Annotated in this window: 13 protein-coding genes; 5 read left to right on the forward strand and 8 right to left on the reverse strand. The window is 44.2% G+C overall.

From position 1 onward, the window contains the following. The first annotated feature begins 103 nt into the window (after positions 1 to 103). Positions 104 to 1348: a CinA family nicotinamide mononucleotide deamidase-related protein gene (locus tag AKJ31_RS07635; protein WP_053408509.1), complete on the forward strand. Its 1245-nt coding sequence runs from the start codon at positions 104 to 106 to the stop codon at positions 1346 to 1348. A gap of 223 nt (positions 1349 to 1571) precedes the next feature. Continuing rightward, positions 1572 to 1823 carry a hypothetical protein gene (locus AKJ31_RS07640; RefSeq protein WP_053408510.1) on the forward strand — a complete coding sequence of 84 codons (252 nt, stop codon included), beginning with the start codon at positions 1572 to 1574 and terminating at the stop codon, positions 1821 to 1823. 49 nt (positions 1824 to 1872) lie between these two features. Here AKJ31_RS07640 and yfaE read toward each other — a convergent pair whose 3' ends face one another. The 4 genes from yfaE to ubiG all read right to left on the reverse strand — a co-directional run bounded on the left by yfaE (position 1873) and on the right by ubiG (position 6825). Further along, positions 1873 to 2151 carry a class I ribonucleotide reductase maintenance protein YfaE gene (yfaE, locus tag AKJ31_RS07645; RefSeq protein WP_053408511.1) on the reverse strand — a complete coding sequence of 93 codons (279 nt, stop codon included), beginning with the start codon at positions 2149 to 2151 and terminating at the stop codon, positions 1873 to 1875. Then, positions 2151 to 3284, reverse strand: coding sequence for a class Ia ribonucleoside-diphosphate reductase subunit beta (gene nrdB / locus AKJ31_RS07650; protein WP_053408512.1), 1134 nt, complete (start codon positions 3282 to 3284; stop codon positions 2151 to 2153). Before nrdB ends, yfaE begins: the two co-directional genes overlap by 1 nt. A gap of 82 nt (positions 3285 to 3366) precedes the next feature. After that, positions 3367 to 5649 (reverse strand): class 1a ribonucleoside-diphosphate reductase subunit alpha, encoded by a 2283-nt coding sequence (nrdA, locus tag AKJ31_RS07655; protein WP_053408513.1) that lies wholly within the window; start codon positions 5647 to 5649, stop codon positions 3367 to 3369. A 468-nt stretch (positions 5650 to 6117) separates the two neighbouring features. Then, complete coding sequence (ubiG, locus tag AKJ31_RS07660; RefSeq protein ID WP_053408514.1) at positions 6118 to 6825, reverse strand: bifunctional 2-polyprenyl-6-hydroxyphenol methylase/3-demethylubiquinol 3-O-methyltransferase UbiG; 708 nt, start codon at positions 6823 to 6825, stop codon at positions 6118 to 6120. Positions 6826 to 7111: 286 nt separating this feature from the next. Between ubiG and gyrA the strand changes: the two genes are divergently transcribed. Both gyrA and AKJ31_RS07670 read left to right on the forward strand, forming a co-directional pair. After that, the gene (gyrA, locus tag AKJ31_RS07665) at positions 7112 to 9817 is read left to right on the forward strand and encodes a DNA gyrase subunit A (protein WP_053408515.1); all 2706 of its coding nucleotides are present in this window, start codon (positions 7112 to 7114) and stop codon (positions 9815 to 9817) included. Positions 9818 to 10047: 230 nt separating this feature from the next. Continuing rightward, the gene (locus tag AKJ31_RS07670) at positions 10048 to 11931 is read left to right on the forward strand and encodes a methyl-accepting chemotaxis protein (protein ID WP_053408516.1); all 1884 of its coding nucleotides are present in this window, start codon (positions 10048 to 10050) and stop codon (positions 11929 to 11931) included. Positions 11932 to 12130: 199 nt separating this feature from the next. Here AKJ31_RS07670 and AKJ31_RS07675 read toward each other — a convergent pair whose 3' ends face one another. Together AKJ31_RS07675 and AKJ31_RS07680 are read right to left on the reverse strand one after the other, a co-directional pair. Further along, positions 12131 to 13072, reverse strand: coding sequence for a leucine-rich repeat domain-containing protein (locus tag AKJ31_RS07675; RefSeq protein ID WP_053408517.1), 942 nt, complete (start codon positions 13070 to 13072; stop codon positions 12131 to 12133). A 141-nt stretch (positions 13073 to 13213) separates the two neighbouring features. Continuing rightward, a complete protein-coding gene (locus AKJ31_RS07680) occupies positions 13214 to 13435 on the reverse strand; it encodes a VF530 family protein (RefSeq protein ID WP_053408518.1) in 222 nt (73 codons plus the stop codon). Positions 13436 to 13708: 273 nt separating this feature from the next. On the opposite strand from AKJ31_RS07680, the gene AKJ31_RS07685 reads away from it, so the two are divergent. Continuing rightward, a complete protein-coding gene (locus AKJ31_RS07685; protein WP_245639031.1) occupies positions 13709 to 14179 on the forward strand; it encodes an EF-hand domain-containing protein in 471 nt (156 codons plus the stop codon). Between the two features lie 47 nt (positions 14180 to 14226). On the opposite strand, the gene AKJ31_RS07690 is transcribed toward AKJ31_RS07685, so the two are convergent. Then, on the reverse strand, positions 14227 to 15330 hold the full coding sequence (locus AKJ31_RS07690; protein WP_053408520.1) for a phosphoribosylaminoimidazolesuccinocarboxamide synthase: 1104 nt from the start codon (positions 15328 to 15330) through the stop codon (positions 14227 to 14229). A 212-nt stretch (positions 15331 to 15542) separates the two neighbouring features. Further along, a complete protein-coding gene (locus AKJ31_RS07695; RefSeq protein WP_053408521.1) occupies positions 15543 to 15938 on the reverse strand; it encodes a SulA-like leucine-rich domain-containing protein in 396 nt (131 codons plus the stop codon). Positions 15939 to 16150: the final 212 nt, after the last annotated feature.

Raw genomic sequence — 16150 nt, forward strand, 5'->3', positions numbered from 1 at the left:
AACCAGAATTTAAATGATTCTAATGATTTACCGAATTTGAATCGATATGAAGCAAAGATAATAACGCAATAGTAGACTAAGCGTACACTAGTAAGGACGATCTATGTTAAAAATCGCAATGCTAAGCACAGGCGAAGAAGTTCTACATGGAGACATTGTAGATACCAACGCCGCTTGGCTTTCTCAGCTCTTTTTTGAAAACGGGTTCTCGTTATCGAAGCGTTCAACAGTCGGCGACGAAAAGTCTTCGCTGGTAGAAGAGTTGATGATGCTCAGTTTCAATAGCGATGTTGTGATTGTAAATGGCGGCCTAGGACCAACCACCGATGATTTAAGTGCGGAAGCGGCAGCCTTGGCTGGGGAAGTCGAATTAGTTGAGTATCCAGAGTGGACAGAGAAGCTTGAAGCCTTCTTTGCCGCGCGCAGCGTAAAAATGCCAGAAAGTAATCGCAAACAGGCAATGTTACCGCAAGGTTCCGTAATCATTGATAACCCAATTGGTACCGCGTGTGGATTCAAAGTCACGATCAATCAGTGTGATTTCTATTTTACGCCGGGCGTACCGAGCGAATTCAAGTTAATGGTCGAAAGCCAAATTCTCCCTGACTTGAAGAAACACCATCCGAACCAAACGGGTATGGATTGCAGCAAGCTGCACACATTTGGGACTTCTGAATCTGCGCTGTCGGACAAACTCGATAAGCTTGAACTGCCAGAAGGGTATTTCCTCGGTTATCGTTCTTACATTCCTTACATCGAAGTGAAGTTGTTTGGCCCAAAAGGCGATATGGAGCGACGCGTTAAGTTGCTGCAATTGATCTTCAAGCTGATTGAGGAACATGTGGTCAGCGTCGATGAATCGATGCAGCAGCACGTTGCACATCTGGTTATTGAGAAGAAGCAATCCATATCAACCGCAGAGCAGTCGACCCAAGGTCAGCTCTCTAGTTGGCTACACGCAAATGAAGACGCCGCAGAGTATTGTGGTCACGGCTGGGTGTTAGGCAGCCGTTTAGATGTTGGCCAAAATGAGCATGATGCTTTGGCAGCCGCGTTTGCACTGGCAGGAGCGACGAAAGATAAGTGTGGTACAGATATTTCAATTGTGACTGGCAGGGTCAAAGAGAAGAGCTTCTCTGTGGCTATTGCAACCAAAGAGGGCGAGTGGGGGCAGACTTTGTCTTTCAATCGTACTTATTCAAACCAAGATAGAGTATTAGTGATCACCACAGTCGCGGCAGATATGCTGCGTCGCTACTTAAGTTCTAAACCGGTGTTCCCACATTACAGTTCTTTGACTCGTGAGAAAGAAATGTTTGTTCCTCAAAGCGCATTGATGGCCAAGTAGAGAAACGGAATCGCTCTCATTAGCGAATAAACAAGATGATAAGTGTATGAATAGTATACTTATTATCTTTCCCCTCTATTCCTACCTAGTTATAAAAAAATTGTCTAATGCTTAAGCCAATGATTTTCATAGGAAGCTGATTTTATAGCTTTAGTGTCTCAAGTTTTTTCACAATTCAGTCTTAAACTAAATATTCGGCGCGGATTTGTTGGGAGGAATAAGGATGTTCCATCATTCAAAAATACTGGTTTGGTATCAGGTAGCTAGCCAAAAGATCCTGTTGGGTGAGGCGGTGAATGATCATAGTTTGGATGCAATTTCGATGTGGCTAAGCGCACCAGAGGAAGGCGAGCAGGCAACGTCACTAGGTTATCGAATTTCGCTGTTCGATGATGATGGTAGGGAAATCGCCGGAAAAGCGGTTTCTATGCTGACAGCGGATGCATTTCTCTCAGGACGAAATATGCCCGTTTAGTTGCAAGTAAATAAAAAACCCGGCCAATGCGCCGGGTTTTTTCATTTTGTTATGCTCGCTTCTCTTTTAGAGAGTAGTTAACGTCATCAAGCACGACGTCAGACTTTGCTTTGCATATACAAGGTAGGATTTCATCGGCTTGAGTGTAAGCCATGGCAAAACCAACGTATTCCACTTCGCCTGATACCAGCTTGCAGCGACATGCGCCGCAATGGCCGTCTCGGCAGTTGTACTCTGGCTCCATGCCCGCGTTTTCTATCGTTTCCAAAATAGTATTGGAAGGATTGGACTGAATCGCAGAGATACCGTTGATTTTGATGCTAGGCATTACAGTTCAAAGTCCTTGAAGTCATCCGCACGAACGTCACTATCAATTTGACCAACAAGGTAAGATGAAATCTCAGCTTCTTGTGGTGCTACCTGAACGTTGTCAGACGATAGCCATGCGTTGATCCAAGGAATTGGGTTTGTCGTCGCTTCTGGGTAAGCCATACCTAGACCAACAGCCTGCATACGGATGTTAGTGATGTATTCAACGTACTGACAAAGAATATCTTTGTTCAGACCGATCATAGAACCATCTTTAAATAGGTATTCTGCCCACTCTTTTTCTTGCTCTGCTGCTGCTTTAAACAGGTCAAAACACTCTTGCTTGCACTCTTCAGCAATCTGCATGAAAGCAAAGTCATCTTGACCGTTGCGTAGCAAGTTGATCATGTGCTGTGTACCAGTTAGGTGCAGTGCTTCATCACGAGCGATAAGTTTGATGATTTTCGCATTGCCTTCCATCAGCTCACGTTCAGCAAATGCAAAAGAACAAGCGAAACTTACGTAGAAACGGATAGCTTCAAGCGCGTTCACTGACATCAAGCACAAGTAAAGTTGCTTCTTCAGTTCTTGCAGACTGATCGTCACTTCTTCACCATTAATTTGGTGCGTACCTTCACCGTAACGGTGGTAGTCGTTAGTCAGTTGGATCAGCTTATCGTAGTAGTGAGAAATGTCTTCTGCACGCTTTAGGATGTGCTCGTTTTCAACGATGTCATCAAACACGATGCCCGGATCGTTCACGATGTTACGGATGATGTGCGTGTACGAACGAGAGTGAATCGTTTCAGAGAATGACCAGGTTTCAATCCAAGTTTCAACTTCAGGTAGAGAAACCAATGGAAGCAACGCTACGTTAGGACTACGACCTTGGATTGAATCCAGCAGCGTTTGATACTTCAGGTTCGAAATGAAGATGTGTTTCTCGTGATCTGGTAGTTTGTTGTAGTCGATACGGTCGCTTGATACGTCGACTTCTTCTGGACGCCAGAAGAACGATAGCTGCTTTTCAATTAGCTTTTCGAAAATCTCAAATTTCTGTTGGTCGTAACGAGCAACGTTTACTGACTGACCCAAGAACATTGGTTCTTTTAGTTGGTCATTTTTGTTTCGGTTAAAAGTACTGTAAGCCATGATGCCTCAATTCCTTTTATGCCCCTCAAGCTTGAGGGGCGAATAATTTGTTAAGCCGTTATAACCCGAGCTGGGTTATGGATTAAATCTTACAACCGCCGCCTGCGCAATCGTCGTCTTGAGGTTGTACTGCGTCTTTCTGATCATCGCTCGCGCCGTCGCGAGTGTTATGGTAGTAAAGTGTTTTCACACCGTACTTGTACGCAGTCAACAGGTCTTGTAGCAGTTTCTTCATTGGAACTTTGCCACTTTCAAAACGCGTTGGGTCGTAGTTTGTGTTTGCTGAGATCGCTTGGTCAACGAATTTCTGCATGATACCCACTAGGTGCAGGTAACCGTCGTTTGAACCAATGTTCCACAGTAGCTCGTAGTTGTTTTTCAAGTTAATGAAGTCAGGCACTACTTGCTTAAGAATACCGTCTTTAGACGCTTTCACTGATACGTAACCGCGTGGTGGCTCGATACCGTTAGTTGCGTTTGAGATCTGTGAAGAAGTCTCAGAAGGCATCAATGCTGTTAGCGTAGAGTTACGCAGACCGTGAGTCATGATCTCTTCGCGTAGACCGTCCCAGTCGTAGTGCAATGGCTCGTCACAAACTAGGTCGACATCTTTCTTATAGGTGTCGATTGGCAGTAGGCCTTTCGCGTAGTTTGTTTCGTGGAACGACGGACACTTACCTTGTTCTTTCGCTAGCGCCACAGACGCTTTCAGCAAGTAGTACTGCATTGCTTCGAACGTACGGTGAGTTAAGCCGTTCGCGCTGCCGTCAGAGTATTTCACGCCATTCTTCGCTAGGTAGTATGCGTAGTTGATTACGCCCACACCTAGAGTACGGCGGTTCATCGATGATTTGTACGCCGCTGGAAGAGGGTAGTCTTGGTAATCCAATAGAGCATCAAGAGCACGAACCACAAGGTCAGACAGCTCTTCAAAATCATCTAGAGACTTAATCGCACCTAAGTTGAACGCAGATAGCGTACATAGTGCAATTTCGCCTGAGTCGTCTTCTACGTTTGTTAGCGGCTTAGTTGGCAGCGCGATTTCCAAACATAGGTTTGACTGACGAACTGGTGCCACTTCTGAATCAAACGGGCTGTGAGTGTTACAGTGGTCAACGTTCTGAATGTAGATACGGCCAGTAGACGCACGCTCTTGCATCAAGATAGAGAACATCTCGATTGCTTTTACGGTCTCTTTCTTGATTGAAGGATCGTTTTCGTACTTCACATACAGACGTTCAAATTCGTCTTGGTTTTCGAAGAATGCATCGTAAAGACCAGGAACGTCAGAAGGAGAGAACAGAGTGATGTTGCCACCTTCTACCAAACGTTGGTACATCAGACGGTTTAGCTGTACACCGTAGTCCATGTGACGAACACGGTTCTCTTCAACACCACGGTTGTTCTTCAGAACCATTAGAGCTTGAGATTCACCGTGCCATAGTGGGTAGAATACTGTTGCTGCACCACCACGTACACCACCTTGAGAACAACATTTCACGGCTGTCTGGAAGTATTTGTAGAACGGGATACAACCAGTGTGGAATGCTTCACCACCACGGATTTCAGAACCAAGCGCACGGATACGACCTGCGTTGATACCGATACCAGCACGTTGAGAAACGTAACGAACAATTGAGCTTGCTGTTGCGTTAATTGAATCTAGGCTATCACCACACTCGATCAGTACGCACGAGCTGAACTGACGAGTAGGGGTACGTACACCAGACATAATCGGTGTAGGTAGAGAAATCTTAAATGTAGACGTCGCATCGTAGAAACGTTTGATGTAATCAAGACGAGTTTCTTTAGGGTAATTAGCGAATAAACATGCAGAAACCAAGATGTACAGGAACTGAGCACTTTCGTAGATTTCACCCGATACACGGTTTTGAACGAAGTACTTACCTTCTAACTGTTTTACAGCCGCGTAAGAGAAGTCCAAGTCGCGCTTGTGATCGATGTAGCTGTTTAGCTCATCAAGTTCAGCTTTGGTGTAGTCTTCCAGAATATGACGGTCATATTTACCCATATCAACCAAGCGAGCAACATGGTCGTACAGCGTCGGTGGCTCATATTGGCCATACGCTTTTTTACGCAGGTGGAATACCGCCAGACGTGCTGCTAGGTATTGGTAATCTGGAGTCTCTTCTGAGATTAGGTCAGCCGCAGATTTGATGATTGTTTCATGAATATCAGTTGTTGTGATGCCATCATAGAACTGGATGTGAGCGCGCAATTCTACTTGAGATACAGAAACGTTATCTAGACCTTCAGCGGCCCAGGTAATCACTCGGTGGATCTTTTCAAGATCGATATTTTCTTTGCGGCCATTACGTTTAGTAACGGTTAGTTGTTGGTTCATTCTGCTTTATTTCCCTAACAAAACTGATTAAAGCTAGATTATTGTGTAATTCTTGTAAAATTCGTTCCAGCTCTGTGATCAAAGTCTATCTATATATTGTAGTTCAAACACAACATATAGGGGTGCATCTGAGTGCGGGTTACAAGATAGTGCTATCTAGGGTGGTTTTCAAGGTACAGATCTTGGAAGACTTGTGGATAACTTACAAAAATAAAAAAAACTGTAAGTAACCACTAACCGATGAAAATAGAGCCCACAAGATTGTATAAAATTACCGGTTGAAGATCGGTTTATAAGTAACCGCAAACAAAAAAAAATTTCTTGATCTTTGCATAAAATTCAGTGCCGATTATCGCTTGGTTAAATTGAGAACAAGAGCCCAGAATTTGTTTAAAAATGCACTAAAAAAGGCGGAAATCTTGTGCTACCGCCTTAAAAGTGAACAGTGATTAGATAATGTGAATGGTGTTAAAATTTTTGCGTATGTACGATGTAATTCACATCAACATTGTTACCCAATTTGTAGGTATCGGTTAGTGGGTTGTAGTGCAGACCAGTAATGCCTGTTTCAGTAAGATCCGTTTGATCGATCATTTTGATCAGTTCAGAAGGTCGGATGAATTTATCGTGGTCGTGCGTACCTTCAGGCACGATACGCAACAGTTTTTCTGCGCCAACAATTGCAAACAGGTAAGACTTAAAGTTGCGGTTAAGCGTAGAGAAGAAAACGTGCCCACCAGGCTTCACAAGTGCAGCACAAGAGCGAATCACCGAGAGCGGGTCAGGGACGTGCTCTAACATTTCCATACAGGTCACAACATCGTATTTCCCAGCGTTCTCATGAGCGTGGTCTTCAATGGTGCTTTGAATGTAAGTCAGCTTAGTACCGGTTTCGAGGGCGTGTAAACGCGCGACTTCAAGCGGTTCTTTACCCATATCTAGACCTGTTACATTTGCGCCTTCTTTCGCCATGCTTTCTGCAAGAATGCCACCACCACAACCGACATCAAGCACAGTTTTGCCAAACAGGCCGCCTGCGTTGTCTAACACGTAGTTCAGGCGCAATGGGTTAATTTGATGAAGCGGTTTAAACTCACCTTCGAGATCCCACCAGCGTGAGGCCATGTCCTCAAACTTCTTAATTTCCTTCGGATCGACATTCTGTGATTGGGTCATAACTACTCTGTATCTATAGGCCTTCCATAAAAGATGGCAGGCATTATAGCGCTAATATTGGGCAAACCATAGAGTTGCACTGTTTTATGCGGATTTGGCTAAAATGTAGCCATTAATCAGGAGGATAAATCAAGAGTGTGCAAATTCTCGGCATTTGAATCGCAACCAAGCTCACAACCTGATAAAAGGTGAGGGAAAGTAATGCCGAAGTGTTGATTTGTGTGTTATATTTTTGCACCTTAAACGTATTGTACATACGATCTATAAATAGAGGGATAATGGCTCTATGAGCGATCTAGCTAAAGAGATCACGCCCGTAAACATTGAAGATGAGCTGCGAGGTTCGTACCTAGACTATGCGATGTCAGTTATCGTTGGTCGTGCTCTTCCTGATGTGCGTGATGGCCTAAAACCAGTACACCGCCGTGTTCTATTCGCGATGAATGTACTAGGCAATGATTGGAATAAACCATACAAAAAATCTGCCCGTGTTGTTGGCGACGTAATCGGTAAATATCACCCACACGGTGATAGTGCTGTGTACGATACTATCGTACGTATGGCTCAGCCGTTCTCATTACGTTACATGCTTGTCGATGGCCAAGGTAACTTCGGTTCTATCGATGGTGACTCAGCAGCGGCAATGCGTTATACCGAAGTTCGCATGGCGAAAATCGCCCATGAACTTCTAGCTGATCTAGACAAAGAAACTGTGGATTACGTACCTAACTACGACGGTACGGAACAAATCCCAGCAGTTCTCCCAACTAAAATTCCTAACTTACTGGTTAACGGTGCTTCTGGTATCGCGGTAGGTATGGCAACCAACATTCCTCCGCACAACTTGACTGAGGTAATTGATGGCTGTCTTGCGTACATCAATAATGAAGAAATCACTATTGATGAGCTGATGGATTACATTCCTGGTCCTGACTTCCCAACGGCTGCGCTTATCAGCGGTCGCAAAGGCATTGTAGACGCGTACAAAACGGGTCGCGGTAAGATCTACATGCGTTCTAAAGCGGAAGTGGAAGCAGACAAGAATGGTAGAGAAACCATCATTGTTACTGAGATTCCATACCAGGTGAACAAAGCTCGCTTGATCGAAAAGATCGCTGAGCTAGTTAAAGATAAAAAAGTTGAAGGCATCAGTGCACTACGTGACGAGTCAGATAAAGACGGTATGCGTATTGTTATTGAATGTAAGCGTGACGCAGTTGGTGAAGTTGTTCTAAACAATCTATATGCGAATACTCAGCTACAAACAACTTTCGGTATCAACATGGTTGCGCTGAACAATGGCCAACCACAGTTGTTCAACGTGAAAGACATGCTGAAGTGTTTCGTCGACCACCGTCGTGAAGTCGTGACTCGTCGTACTATCTTCGAACTTCGTAAAGCTCGTGATCGTGCACACATCCTTGAAGGTTTGGCGCTGGCACTGGCGAATATCGATGAAATTATCGAACTTATCCGCCGCGCTCCAACTCCAGCTGAAGCGAAAGCAGGTCTTATCGCTCGTGGTTGGGATCTGGGTAACGTTGCAGCGATGCTTGAGCGTGCAGGTACAGATGCAGCACGTCCAGACTGGCTAGAGCCGCAATACGGCATCCGCGACGGTCAGTACTTCCTGACTGAGCAACAAGCGCAAGCAATCCTAGATCTACGTCTACACAAACTGACAGGTCTAGAGCACGAGAAGATCCTTGACGAATACAAGCAGCTTCTAGAAGAAATCGCAGAATTAATGCACATTCTTGCGAGCACAGAACGTTTGATGGAAGTGATCACAGAAGAGCTAGAACTTGTCCGTGAAAGCTTTGGTGATGTTCGTCGTACAGAAATCACAGCCGCTAGCCATGACATCGACATGGAAGAGCTTATCGCTCGTGAAGACGTAGTTGTGACACTTTCTCACGAAGGCTACGTTAAGTACCAAATCCTAAGCGACTACGAAGCTCAGCGTCGTGGTGGTAAAGGTAAGAGTGCAACTCGAATGAAGGATGAAGACTACATTGAGCGTCTTCTAGTGGCGAATACCCACGATAACATTCTATGTTTCTCTACTCGCGGTAAGACTTACCGTTTGAAAGTTTACCAATTGCCACTAGCAAGCCGTACAGCTCGTGGTAAACCAATCGTGAACATTCTTCCACTCGAAGAAGGTGAGCGCATTACGGCAATTCTACGTGTTGACGAGTTCTCAGAAGATAAATTCATCTTCATGGCAACGGGTGACGGTACCGTTAAGAAGACACCGCTTAACCAGTTTGCGAATGTACGTTCAAACGGTTTGATCGCGGTTAACCTACGTGAAGATGATTCACTGATTGGTGTTGATATCACTAACGGCGAGAACGAAATTATGCTGTTCTCGAAAGCGGGTAAAGTTGTTCGCTTTAAAGAAGCGGAAGAAATTCCTGTTCTTGATGAAGATGGTAAACCTGTTCTTGATGAGAATGGTAACCCAGAGATTAAGTTCAAGGGTGTTCGTCCAATGGGTCGTACTGCCTCTGGTGTTCGTGGTATGAAGCTGGCTGACGATGACCAAGTCGTATCGCTGATCATTCCATCGAACGAAGGCGATATCCTAACTGTGACTCAAAACGGTTACGGTAAGCGTACTTCACTTGAGCAATACCCAACGAAAGGGCGCGGTACTCAAGGCGTTGTGTCTATCAAGGTTTCTGAGCGTAACGGTCCAGTCGTTGGTGCAGTACAAGTGGAAGAAGGCGACGAGATGATGATGATCACCGACGCTGGAACCCTAGTACGTACTCGTGTTGCTGAAGTTAGCCAAGTAGGTCGTAATACTCAAGGTGTGACGCTAATCCGAACAGCTGAAGATGAATCAGTGGTTGGTCTACAACGTATTGAAGAAGTTGAAGAAGAACTAGTAGCCGAAGGTGAAGAAGCTGAGGTAACAGCGGAAGCATCAGAAGCGACAGATTCAACTGAAGTCAGCGAAGATAAAGACAGCACTGAAGAGTAATTTCTCATCTCTTCTATAGATAAAGCCAGGCATTATGCCTGGCTTTTTTGTGTTTACTGTTTAATGTTCAACCCCTTGTCATTACTGGCGTGGTGGCGACTTTTTAATCACTTAAACCGTGTCTGCGTACCTTGATTCCTAATCTGTCAGTAATTTCTGAAAATAGCGTGCATAAGCAACTTCTTATCTATAGACTCCCCACTGTCTGTTCTACAACCAACAACATAGAAATGAAATTATCACTCAAGCATAAATTAATCGGTGCCAGCTTATTAGCCGTTGTGCTAATGGCGAGTGCACTAACATGGCTGTCTGCGGATCAGCTACTGACTCAAACACGCAATGGTGTACAAGCTCGCGTTTCTAGCTTGGCAACGGCGGCATCGGAAGGGATCTCTGACTGGATTTCTATCCGTAAAGATATCGCGTCTGCATTTAATGACTACAGCGAAGAAGCCGACGTAGTGCCTTACTTACAGCAAGCTCGCGTGGCGGGTGGCTTTGACGATATCTTTTTAGGTACACCTTACGGTGGCATGTACCGTTCGCATCCAGAGCGAAACCGTGCGGATTATGATCCTCGTACTCGCCCATGGTACAAAGATGCAAACAATGCCGGTAAACAAATCATCACTACTGCTTACCAAGATGCCATCACCAACGCACTATTGGTAACCATCGCGGAACCGGTTCGTCGTAATGGTGAGTTTATTGGTGTAGTCGGTGCTGATGTACTTATCGACCAGCTAATCAACGATGTTATCAATCTAGATGCAGGTAAAAATGCGTATGCGATGCTGATTGATACTCAAAATGGCACTTTCCTAGCGCATCCAAATAAAGACCTGTTACTAAAACCCGTTACCACTTTGTCTAACAAGCTAACGATGAACAACATCGCGAATGCAGCAGACAACGGTTCGGTAGAGCAAATTGAGCGTGCTGGTGAGCAGAAGCTTTACTACTTCCAAGAAGTACCGGGTACACAGTGGATTTTTGCGATTGAAATGGATCGTAAGACCGAACTAGCCGCGCATACCGAATTGCTACGTGACCTTATCATCACTGCAATCGTGATTACTTTGATCGTAGTAGCGATGGTGTCATGGCTAGTAAGCTTCTTATTCCGCGACCTTGGACGAGTGTCTGCAGCGCTAGAAGAAATCGCATCAGGTGAAGGTGATTTGACTCAGCGCCTAGAGCCGCGTAGCGATGATGAAGTAGGGCAACTAGCAAACAACTTCAATACCTTTGTTGGCAACATGCACGCGATGGTGTCTAAGTTAGGTATGGTTTCGGCGTCACTTTCTGAGCAAGCGAAGCAAACCGCGCAACACGCGGAAGAACGAAGCTCGCGTATCCGTCAACAGCAAGACGAAATCAACATGGTGGCTACTGCGATTAACGAAATGGCAGCAGCGACACAAGAAATTGCTGGTAACGCAGATCACACCGCACAGAACTCATCAGAAGCCGTATCGTCGTGTGTTTATGGCGGTCAGCAAGTGGTGCAAACGCAAAGCTCTATTCAAAACCTAGCGCAAGAAGTCCAAGTGGCAACGGGCGTTATTCAAGAGCTAGAAGCACACGGCAACAGCATCAATACGATTCTTTCGACTATTCAAGGCATCGCAGAACAAACCAACTTGTTAGCACTTAACGCGGCGATTGAAGCAGCGCGTGCTGGTGAGCAAGGTCGTGGCTTCGCGGTGGTAGCGGATGAAGTGCGAGTGCTAAGTCAAAGAACACACGCATCAACACAAGAAATCCAGCAAATGATTGAAACGCTTCAAGGTACGACAGCGAAAGCGGTAGGTATTATGGGCGATAGTCGTCAGCTAGCTGAAACCAGTGTTGCTGATGCAGATTCTGCGGCGGTAAGTTTGACGCAAATCCAGACTGCAGTTGAGCGCATCAGTGATATGGCGACTCAGATTGCATCGGCTGCTGAAGAGCAAGCTTCTGTGACCTCTGAGATTACTCGTAACACAGTGGGTATTCGTGACGTATCGAATGATTTAGCTGATGAAGCGCACGAAGCAGCCGCGCAAGCCGCGCAGCTTTCAGAGTTGTCATACGAGCTTGAACAAGAGATCCAACGCTTTAAGCTTTAACGGAATTTCTTTGCAAACGCCCGGCTTTATGTCGGGCGTTTTTGTATTTGTATGGCAGGCAGTTTTCGAAAACGTTAATTCTCGAAGTTCGTCTAACTGAAACGATAGTATTCGTACTCAGAACCTCATCAAGACCGTTGTTCCACATGCAATAAACGTCACCTTTGACGTGGTGTGAGAATACCGCCTTGACGCCTTGTTACCTGCAGAACTCAATTCGTGCTCTTCTATTTGTACTGTATTTCAAGTCGTTAAGTGTTTCTCTGATTATTGTTCTATCAAAGAAACGATTGGCTTCTTGTGTGTTTTCTTTTGTTCCCAGCGTTAGTATGAGCCTCTTCAAAAAAGGCAAATCACCAGCGATTTCAGAAAACAATAAAGGATCAATCTTTGAGTTAATGATGGCCAGTTCGGTAATTGAACTCCCCTTAATCCCAGATAGAGAAGAGAGCCCATTCATAGTATCCAGTACTAAGCTCTTCATTCTCCCTAGGTTGGAGATATCTGGAATGCATGTGACTTGTTTGAGAGTGCTTAGGCTCAGTCTCTCAAGACATGGCAGACTTTCTATTGAACTAAGGTCGTGTAATTTCTTTACCCAGAGTATCTCTAAGCTTTGGAGATTGGTGAGCTCTTTAATCGCGTTCAAGCTTTCAAATGTACCGAAACCCAAATATAGATGTTCTAAGTTAATTAAATCGGCGACATGCTCAATCTGTTTTTCCTGATACCCTGTCAAGCTAAGGTCTGTGAGGCCAGTTAGGCTGGTGATGGAATCGATATCCTTCTTATTTCTTACCAAGCTTAAAGAGTTTAGATTATTGAGTTTAGCTAGTGGCTTTAAAGATACTGTCTTTTTATTGAATTCACCTAGGCTCAAAAATTCTATTTGGCTTACATGCTCGGCGATGGCGCCAATACTGGTTACTGAGGGAAGAAAAACCTCTAAGGCTCTTATGTCAGAATAATGTTTAAGAAAACTTAAATCATAATCCTTTTCAGAAGACCAAGTCGGACCAAATGCGTCGCCGAAATGAGAGAGTGATATCCCATCTATTTTTCCTTGGCGTACCTCTTCAGCGATAGAAACATGTTCTTCATCATTCAAGTTGTCGGCGATCTTTTTTAGTTTTACGCTCATCGTCTTTAACCTAGTTAGCAATGGGCGACAACACTATGTCACCCAAACTTAAGAATTGTGCCATAAACACATAAGCCAAACTTTGAACTAAACCGCCAAGCGTTGAGCAACCCTTTTAAACGCTTTGTTAAGCGACGGTTCTTATTTGCAGAAGGTCTCGATATACAGGGCTTCGACTTTGTCTCTTGCCCATTGAGTTTTACGCAAAAACTTTAATGATGATTTGATAGAAGGGTTGTTGTAGAAACAGTTGATTTGAATTTCTGCATCTAAGCCTTCCCAACCATAGTGTTCTTGTAAACGCACAAGGATCTTTTCTAAGGTTAAACCGTGTAGTGGGTTATTGGGTTGTTCTTGGCTCATTTCTGGCGGTTCCTACCGTATCTAAATTTAAACGCTGAGTTTACCAGAACGACCAACGACATTTTCAAATTTTCACCAATCGAAAGCCTATGTAGCACGAATGTTTCCATTTGGAGAGCACAGAAGGACTCAAGTTTTTCGTTCTTCACATTGAGAGAAGCCATTTTTGCCACCACTCAATTTTCGGTGTTTTTCAGTGACAACTTATCGATTGTAAACACCATGGTCTAAACTTAGTAAGCAGTGTGCGCAATAGAAACCTAGGAGGCTACTTTGCAAAAGCTAACAAGTTTTATGCTGGTCGGTTTATTGGTGTCGCTACCACTTAGTGCCAGCGAAGAAGAATCTGACGGTATGATGATGAACCATGGTTCAAAATCGCCACCTTCAATGGAAATGATGGATAGCAATGGTGATGGCGAAATTACTCAAGAAGAATTTGATGCCCACCGTGACAACATGATGATGGGTGAAGTTGAAGAGGAAGAAGAAAGCGAAATGCACCACGATATGATGAGTGCGTTTGCCTCGTTTGATAAGAACAAAGATGGGGTCGTGACTGAAGATGAGCTGGCGGCTCACGCAAAATACTCTAACCCTGGTAATGGTACAGGCACCTTGTTAGATAACAAACAGAAAAACAGCAACATGAGTGACCGAAGCAATAAGAGCGACAAAGGGAACAAAGGTGGAAACCGGGATAACGGCAATTCTGGTGGAAACAAAGGTGGTAAAGATAAATAGTCTTACTCGATATAAAAAACGCCCTTAAACAAGGGCGTTTTTTTGTGTTAATCAACCAAGCCGTATTGCGTGCTAAGAATGTCGATAATTTCTTTCTTAGGGTTATCGCTTAGGTTAATTGGTTGTCCTGTAATCTTCTCTGCAATTCCGGTGTATGTTTTAGAGATGTCCATTAATGCTTCAAGCGGCAGCTCGTTTTCACGTGCTAATGCTTCGCGCTCTGGCATACGGTCTTTGTTCAACAGGATATCTGGATCAGGGAAGTGGTTCAGTAAGAATTGGCGGAAACCTTCTTTTGAGTTCTCAACGATATTCCCCAACTGATATTGCTGTTTGTCCCAGATACGTGATGAATCTGGCGTACCCACTTCATCCATGTAGATAAGCTTTTCGTTACCAGCTGCGTCTGTTACGTAACCAAATTCGAATTTGGTATCGACAAAAATCTGTTCAACAGCATCCAGCGCATTGCTGATCACACCGAAGCCCTCACGCAACAGCTTTTCGTATTGCGCAATGTCTTCTGCTTTAGAAAAGTTAAAAGCAGCAAAGTTACCTTCGATATTTTTACGAGTAATATTCACATCGTCGGCTTCAGGCACGCCTGGGATACCTTTTAGAATACCTTTGGTTGACGGTGTCATTAGAAGCTCTGGTAACGCTTTGTCTTTTTGCAGGCCTTCTGGAAGTTCAATACCACAGAATTCACGCTCGCCTTTTTCGTAAGCACGCCACATGGAACCAGTAATGTATTGACGACAAATCGCCTCAATCATAATTGGCTTCGCTTTTTGTACGATCCAAACCAGTGGGTGAGGGATGTCTAAGATGTGACTGTCAGCTAAGCCATTGTCTTTAAACAGCTTAAACCAGTGGTTCGAAATGGCGTTGAGTGCCGCACCTTTACCCGGAACACCTTTCAGGCCACCTTCGCCGTGCCAAATACAGTCAAACGCTGAAATACGGTCACTGATTACCATGATAGCTAAAGGAGCATCAGGTGCGACGTTGTAACCTTTCTCTTGAATTAGGCGTTTACTGTCTGCTTCAGTTAACCAATAAACAGAACGTACTTTACCGCTGTGAACGGGCTTATCAGTGCGAATGGGTAGATCGTCATTAACGGCAAGAACTTGATCAGCGAGACTCATTTAGACATTCCTATCTTTGTCAAAAATGGGTGAAAGCCCCTAATTAGGCCATCGATTTGCAGAGCATGATACCAGAACTATTTTACGCTTCCAGAGAAAAAGCAAACGTTTGCTTAATTTTTTGGCATGTTAGGTTAAGTGGAGAATATTGAGAGGAAAAGAAAAGGCCTCTCAAGAAAAGAGGCCAAAAGACAGTGTCATCGTCGAGCTTATTAATGGAACTGATTTGCTCTGCCCTCGACGAAAAATACTTCACATTGATGTTGACGACCTAAGCTGCGAAGTAACACCTGATCGATGCTTGTAATGTTGTTTGAGGCAACAACTGCGCTCGCATTACCTGACTTAATGGCTTTGATAACGATCTCAAGCTCAGATTGTGTTTGAGAGGCTTTCATTTGGATGATTTTTTTGCAACTCACTTTGTATGAAGAGAACTGGGAAAAGTCAGGGCGCGGACACTCTGCAGTAAATAAGATCCACTGATCTTGATTAGATAGGCCAGCTAAACGAGCAAGTGTCGTATCTTCAATGTTCATTGGTTGCGTTGGTTGTGCAAGAACGTTGAATCTTGATACTGAACGAGATTGTGCTTGAAACTGAATCATAATACTGTCCTTTCATACATGCTGTATGTGTATACAGTAGTTTGTTTGTGCCAACTGATCAAGCGTTTTTTGTGTGAATTTTAGTCGTTTCAAATCGTCTAGTAATTTGTTTTCTATTTAAGGTGTTGATTTTAATTAAAAATTTGATTGGGTGAGGTTTTGGGCTTAAATATGAATGTATGAGAAATTGTGAGCGACAACACAAGTCAATA

This window comes from Vibrio hepatarius (genome assembly GCF_001274785.1).
Classification (GTDB): Bacteria; Pseudomonadota; Gammaproteobacteria; order Enterobacterales; family Vibrionaceae; genus Vibrio; species Vibrio hepatarius.

Coding starts and splice junctions, on each gene's coding strand:
- AKJ31_RS07695 (WP_053408521.1), bottom strand. CDS start 15,938: ATGATTCAGTTTCAAGCACAATCTCGTTCAGTATCAAGATTCAACGTT.
- yfaE (WP_053408511.1), bottom strand. CDS start 2,151: ATGCCTAGCATCAAAATCAACGGTATCTCTGCGATTCAGTCCAATCCT.
- AKJ31_RS07675 (WP_053408517.1), bottom strand. CDS start 13,072: ATGAGCGTAAAACTAAAAAAGATCGCCGACAACTTGAATGATGAAGAA.
- AKJ31_RS07690 (WP_053408520.1), bottom strand. CDS start 15,330: ATGAGTCTCGCTGATCAAGTTCTTGCCGTTAATGACGATCTACCCATT.
- AKJ31_RS07640 (WP_053408510.1), top strand. CDS start 1,572: ATGTTCCATCATTCAAAAATACTGGTTTGGTATCAGGTAGCTAGCCAA.
- nrdB (WP_053408512.1), bottom strand. CDS start 3,284: ATGGCTTACAGTACTTTTAACCGAAACAAAAATGACCAACTAAAAGAA.
- nrdA (WP_053408513.1), bottom strand. CDS start 5,649: ATGAACCAACAACTAACCGTTACTAAACGTAATGGCCGCAAAGAAAAT.
- AKJ31_RS07635 (WP_053408509.1), top strand. CDS start 104: ATGTTAAAAATCGCAATGCTAAGCACAGGCGAAGAAGTTCTACATGGA.
- AKJ31_RS07670 (WP_053408516.1), top strand. CDS start 10,048: ATGAAATTATCACTCAAGCATAAATTAATCGGTGCCAGCTTATTAGCC.
- ubiG (WP_053408514.1), bottom strand. CDS start 6,825: ATGACCCAATCACAGAATGTCGATCCGAAGGAAATTAAGAAGTTTGAG.
- AKJ31_RS07680 (WP_053408518.1), bottom strand. CDS start 13,435: ATGAGCCAAGAACAACCCAATAACCCACTACACGGTTTAACCTTAGAA.
- gyrA (WP_053408515.1), top strand. CDS start 7,112: ATGAGCGATCTAGCTAAAGAGATCACGCCCGTAAACATTGAAGATGAG.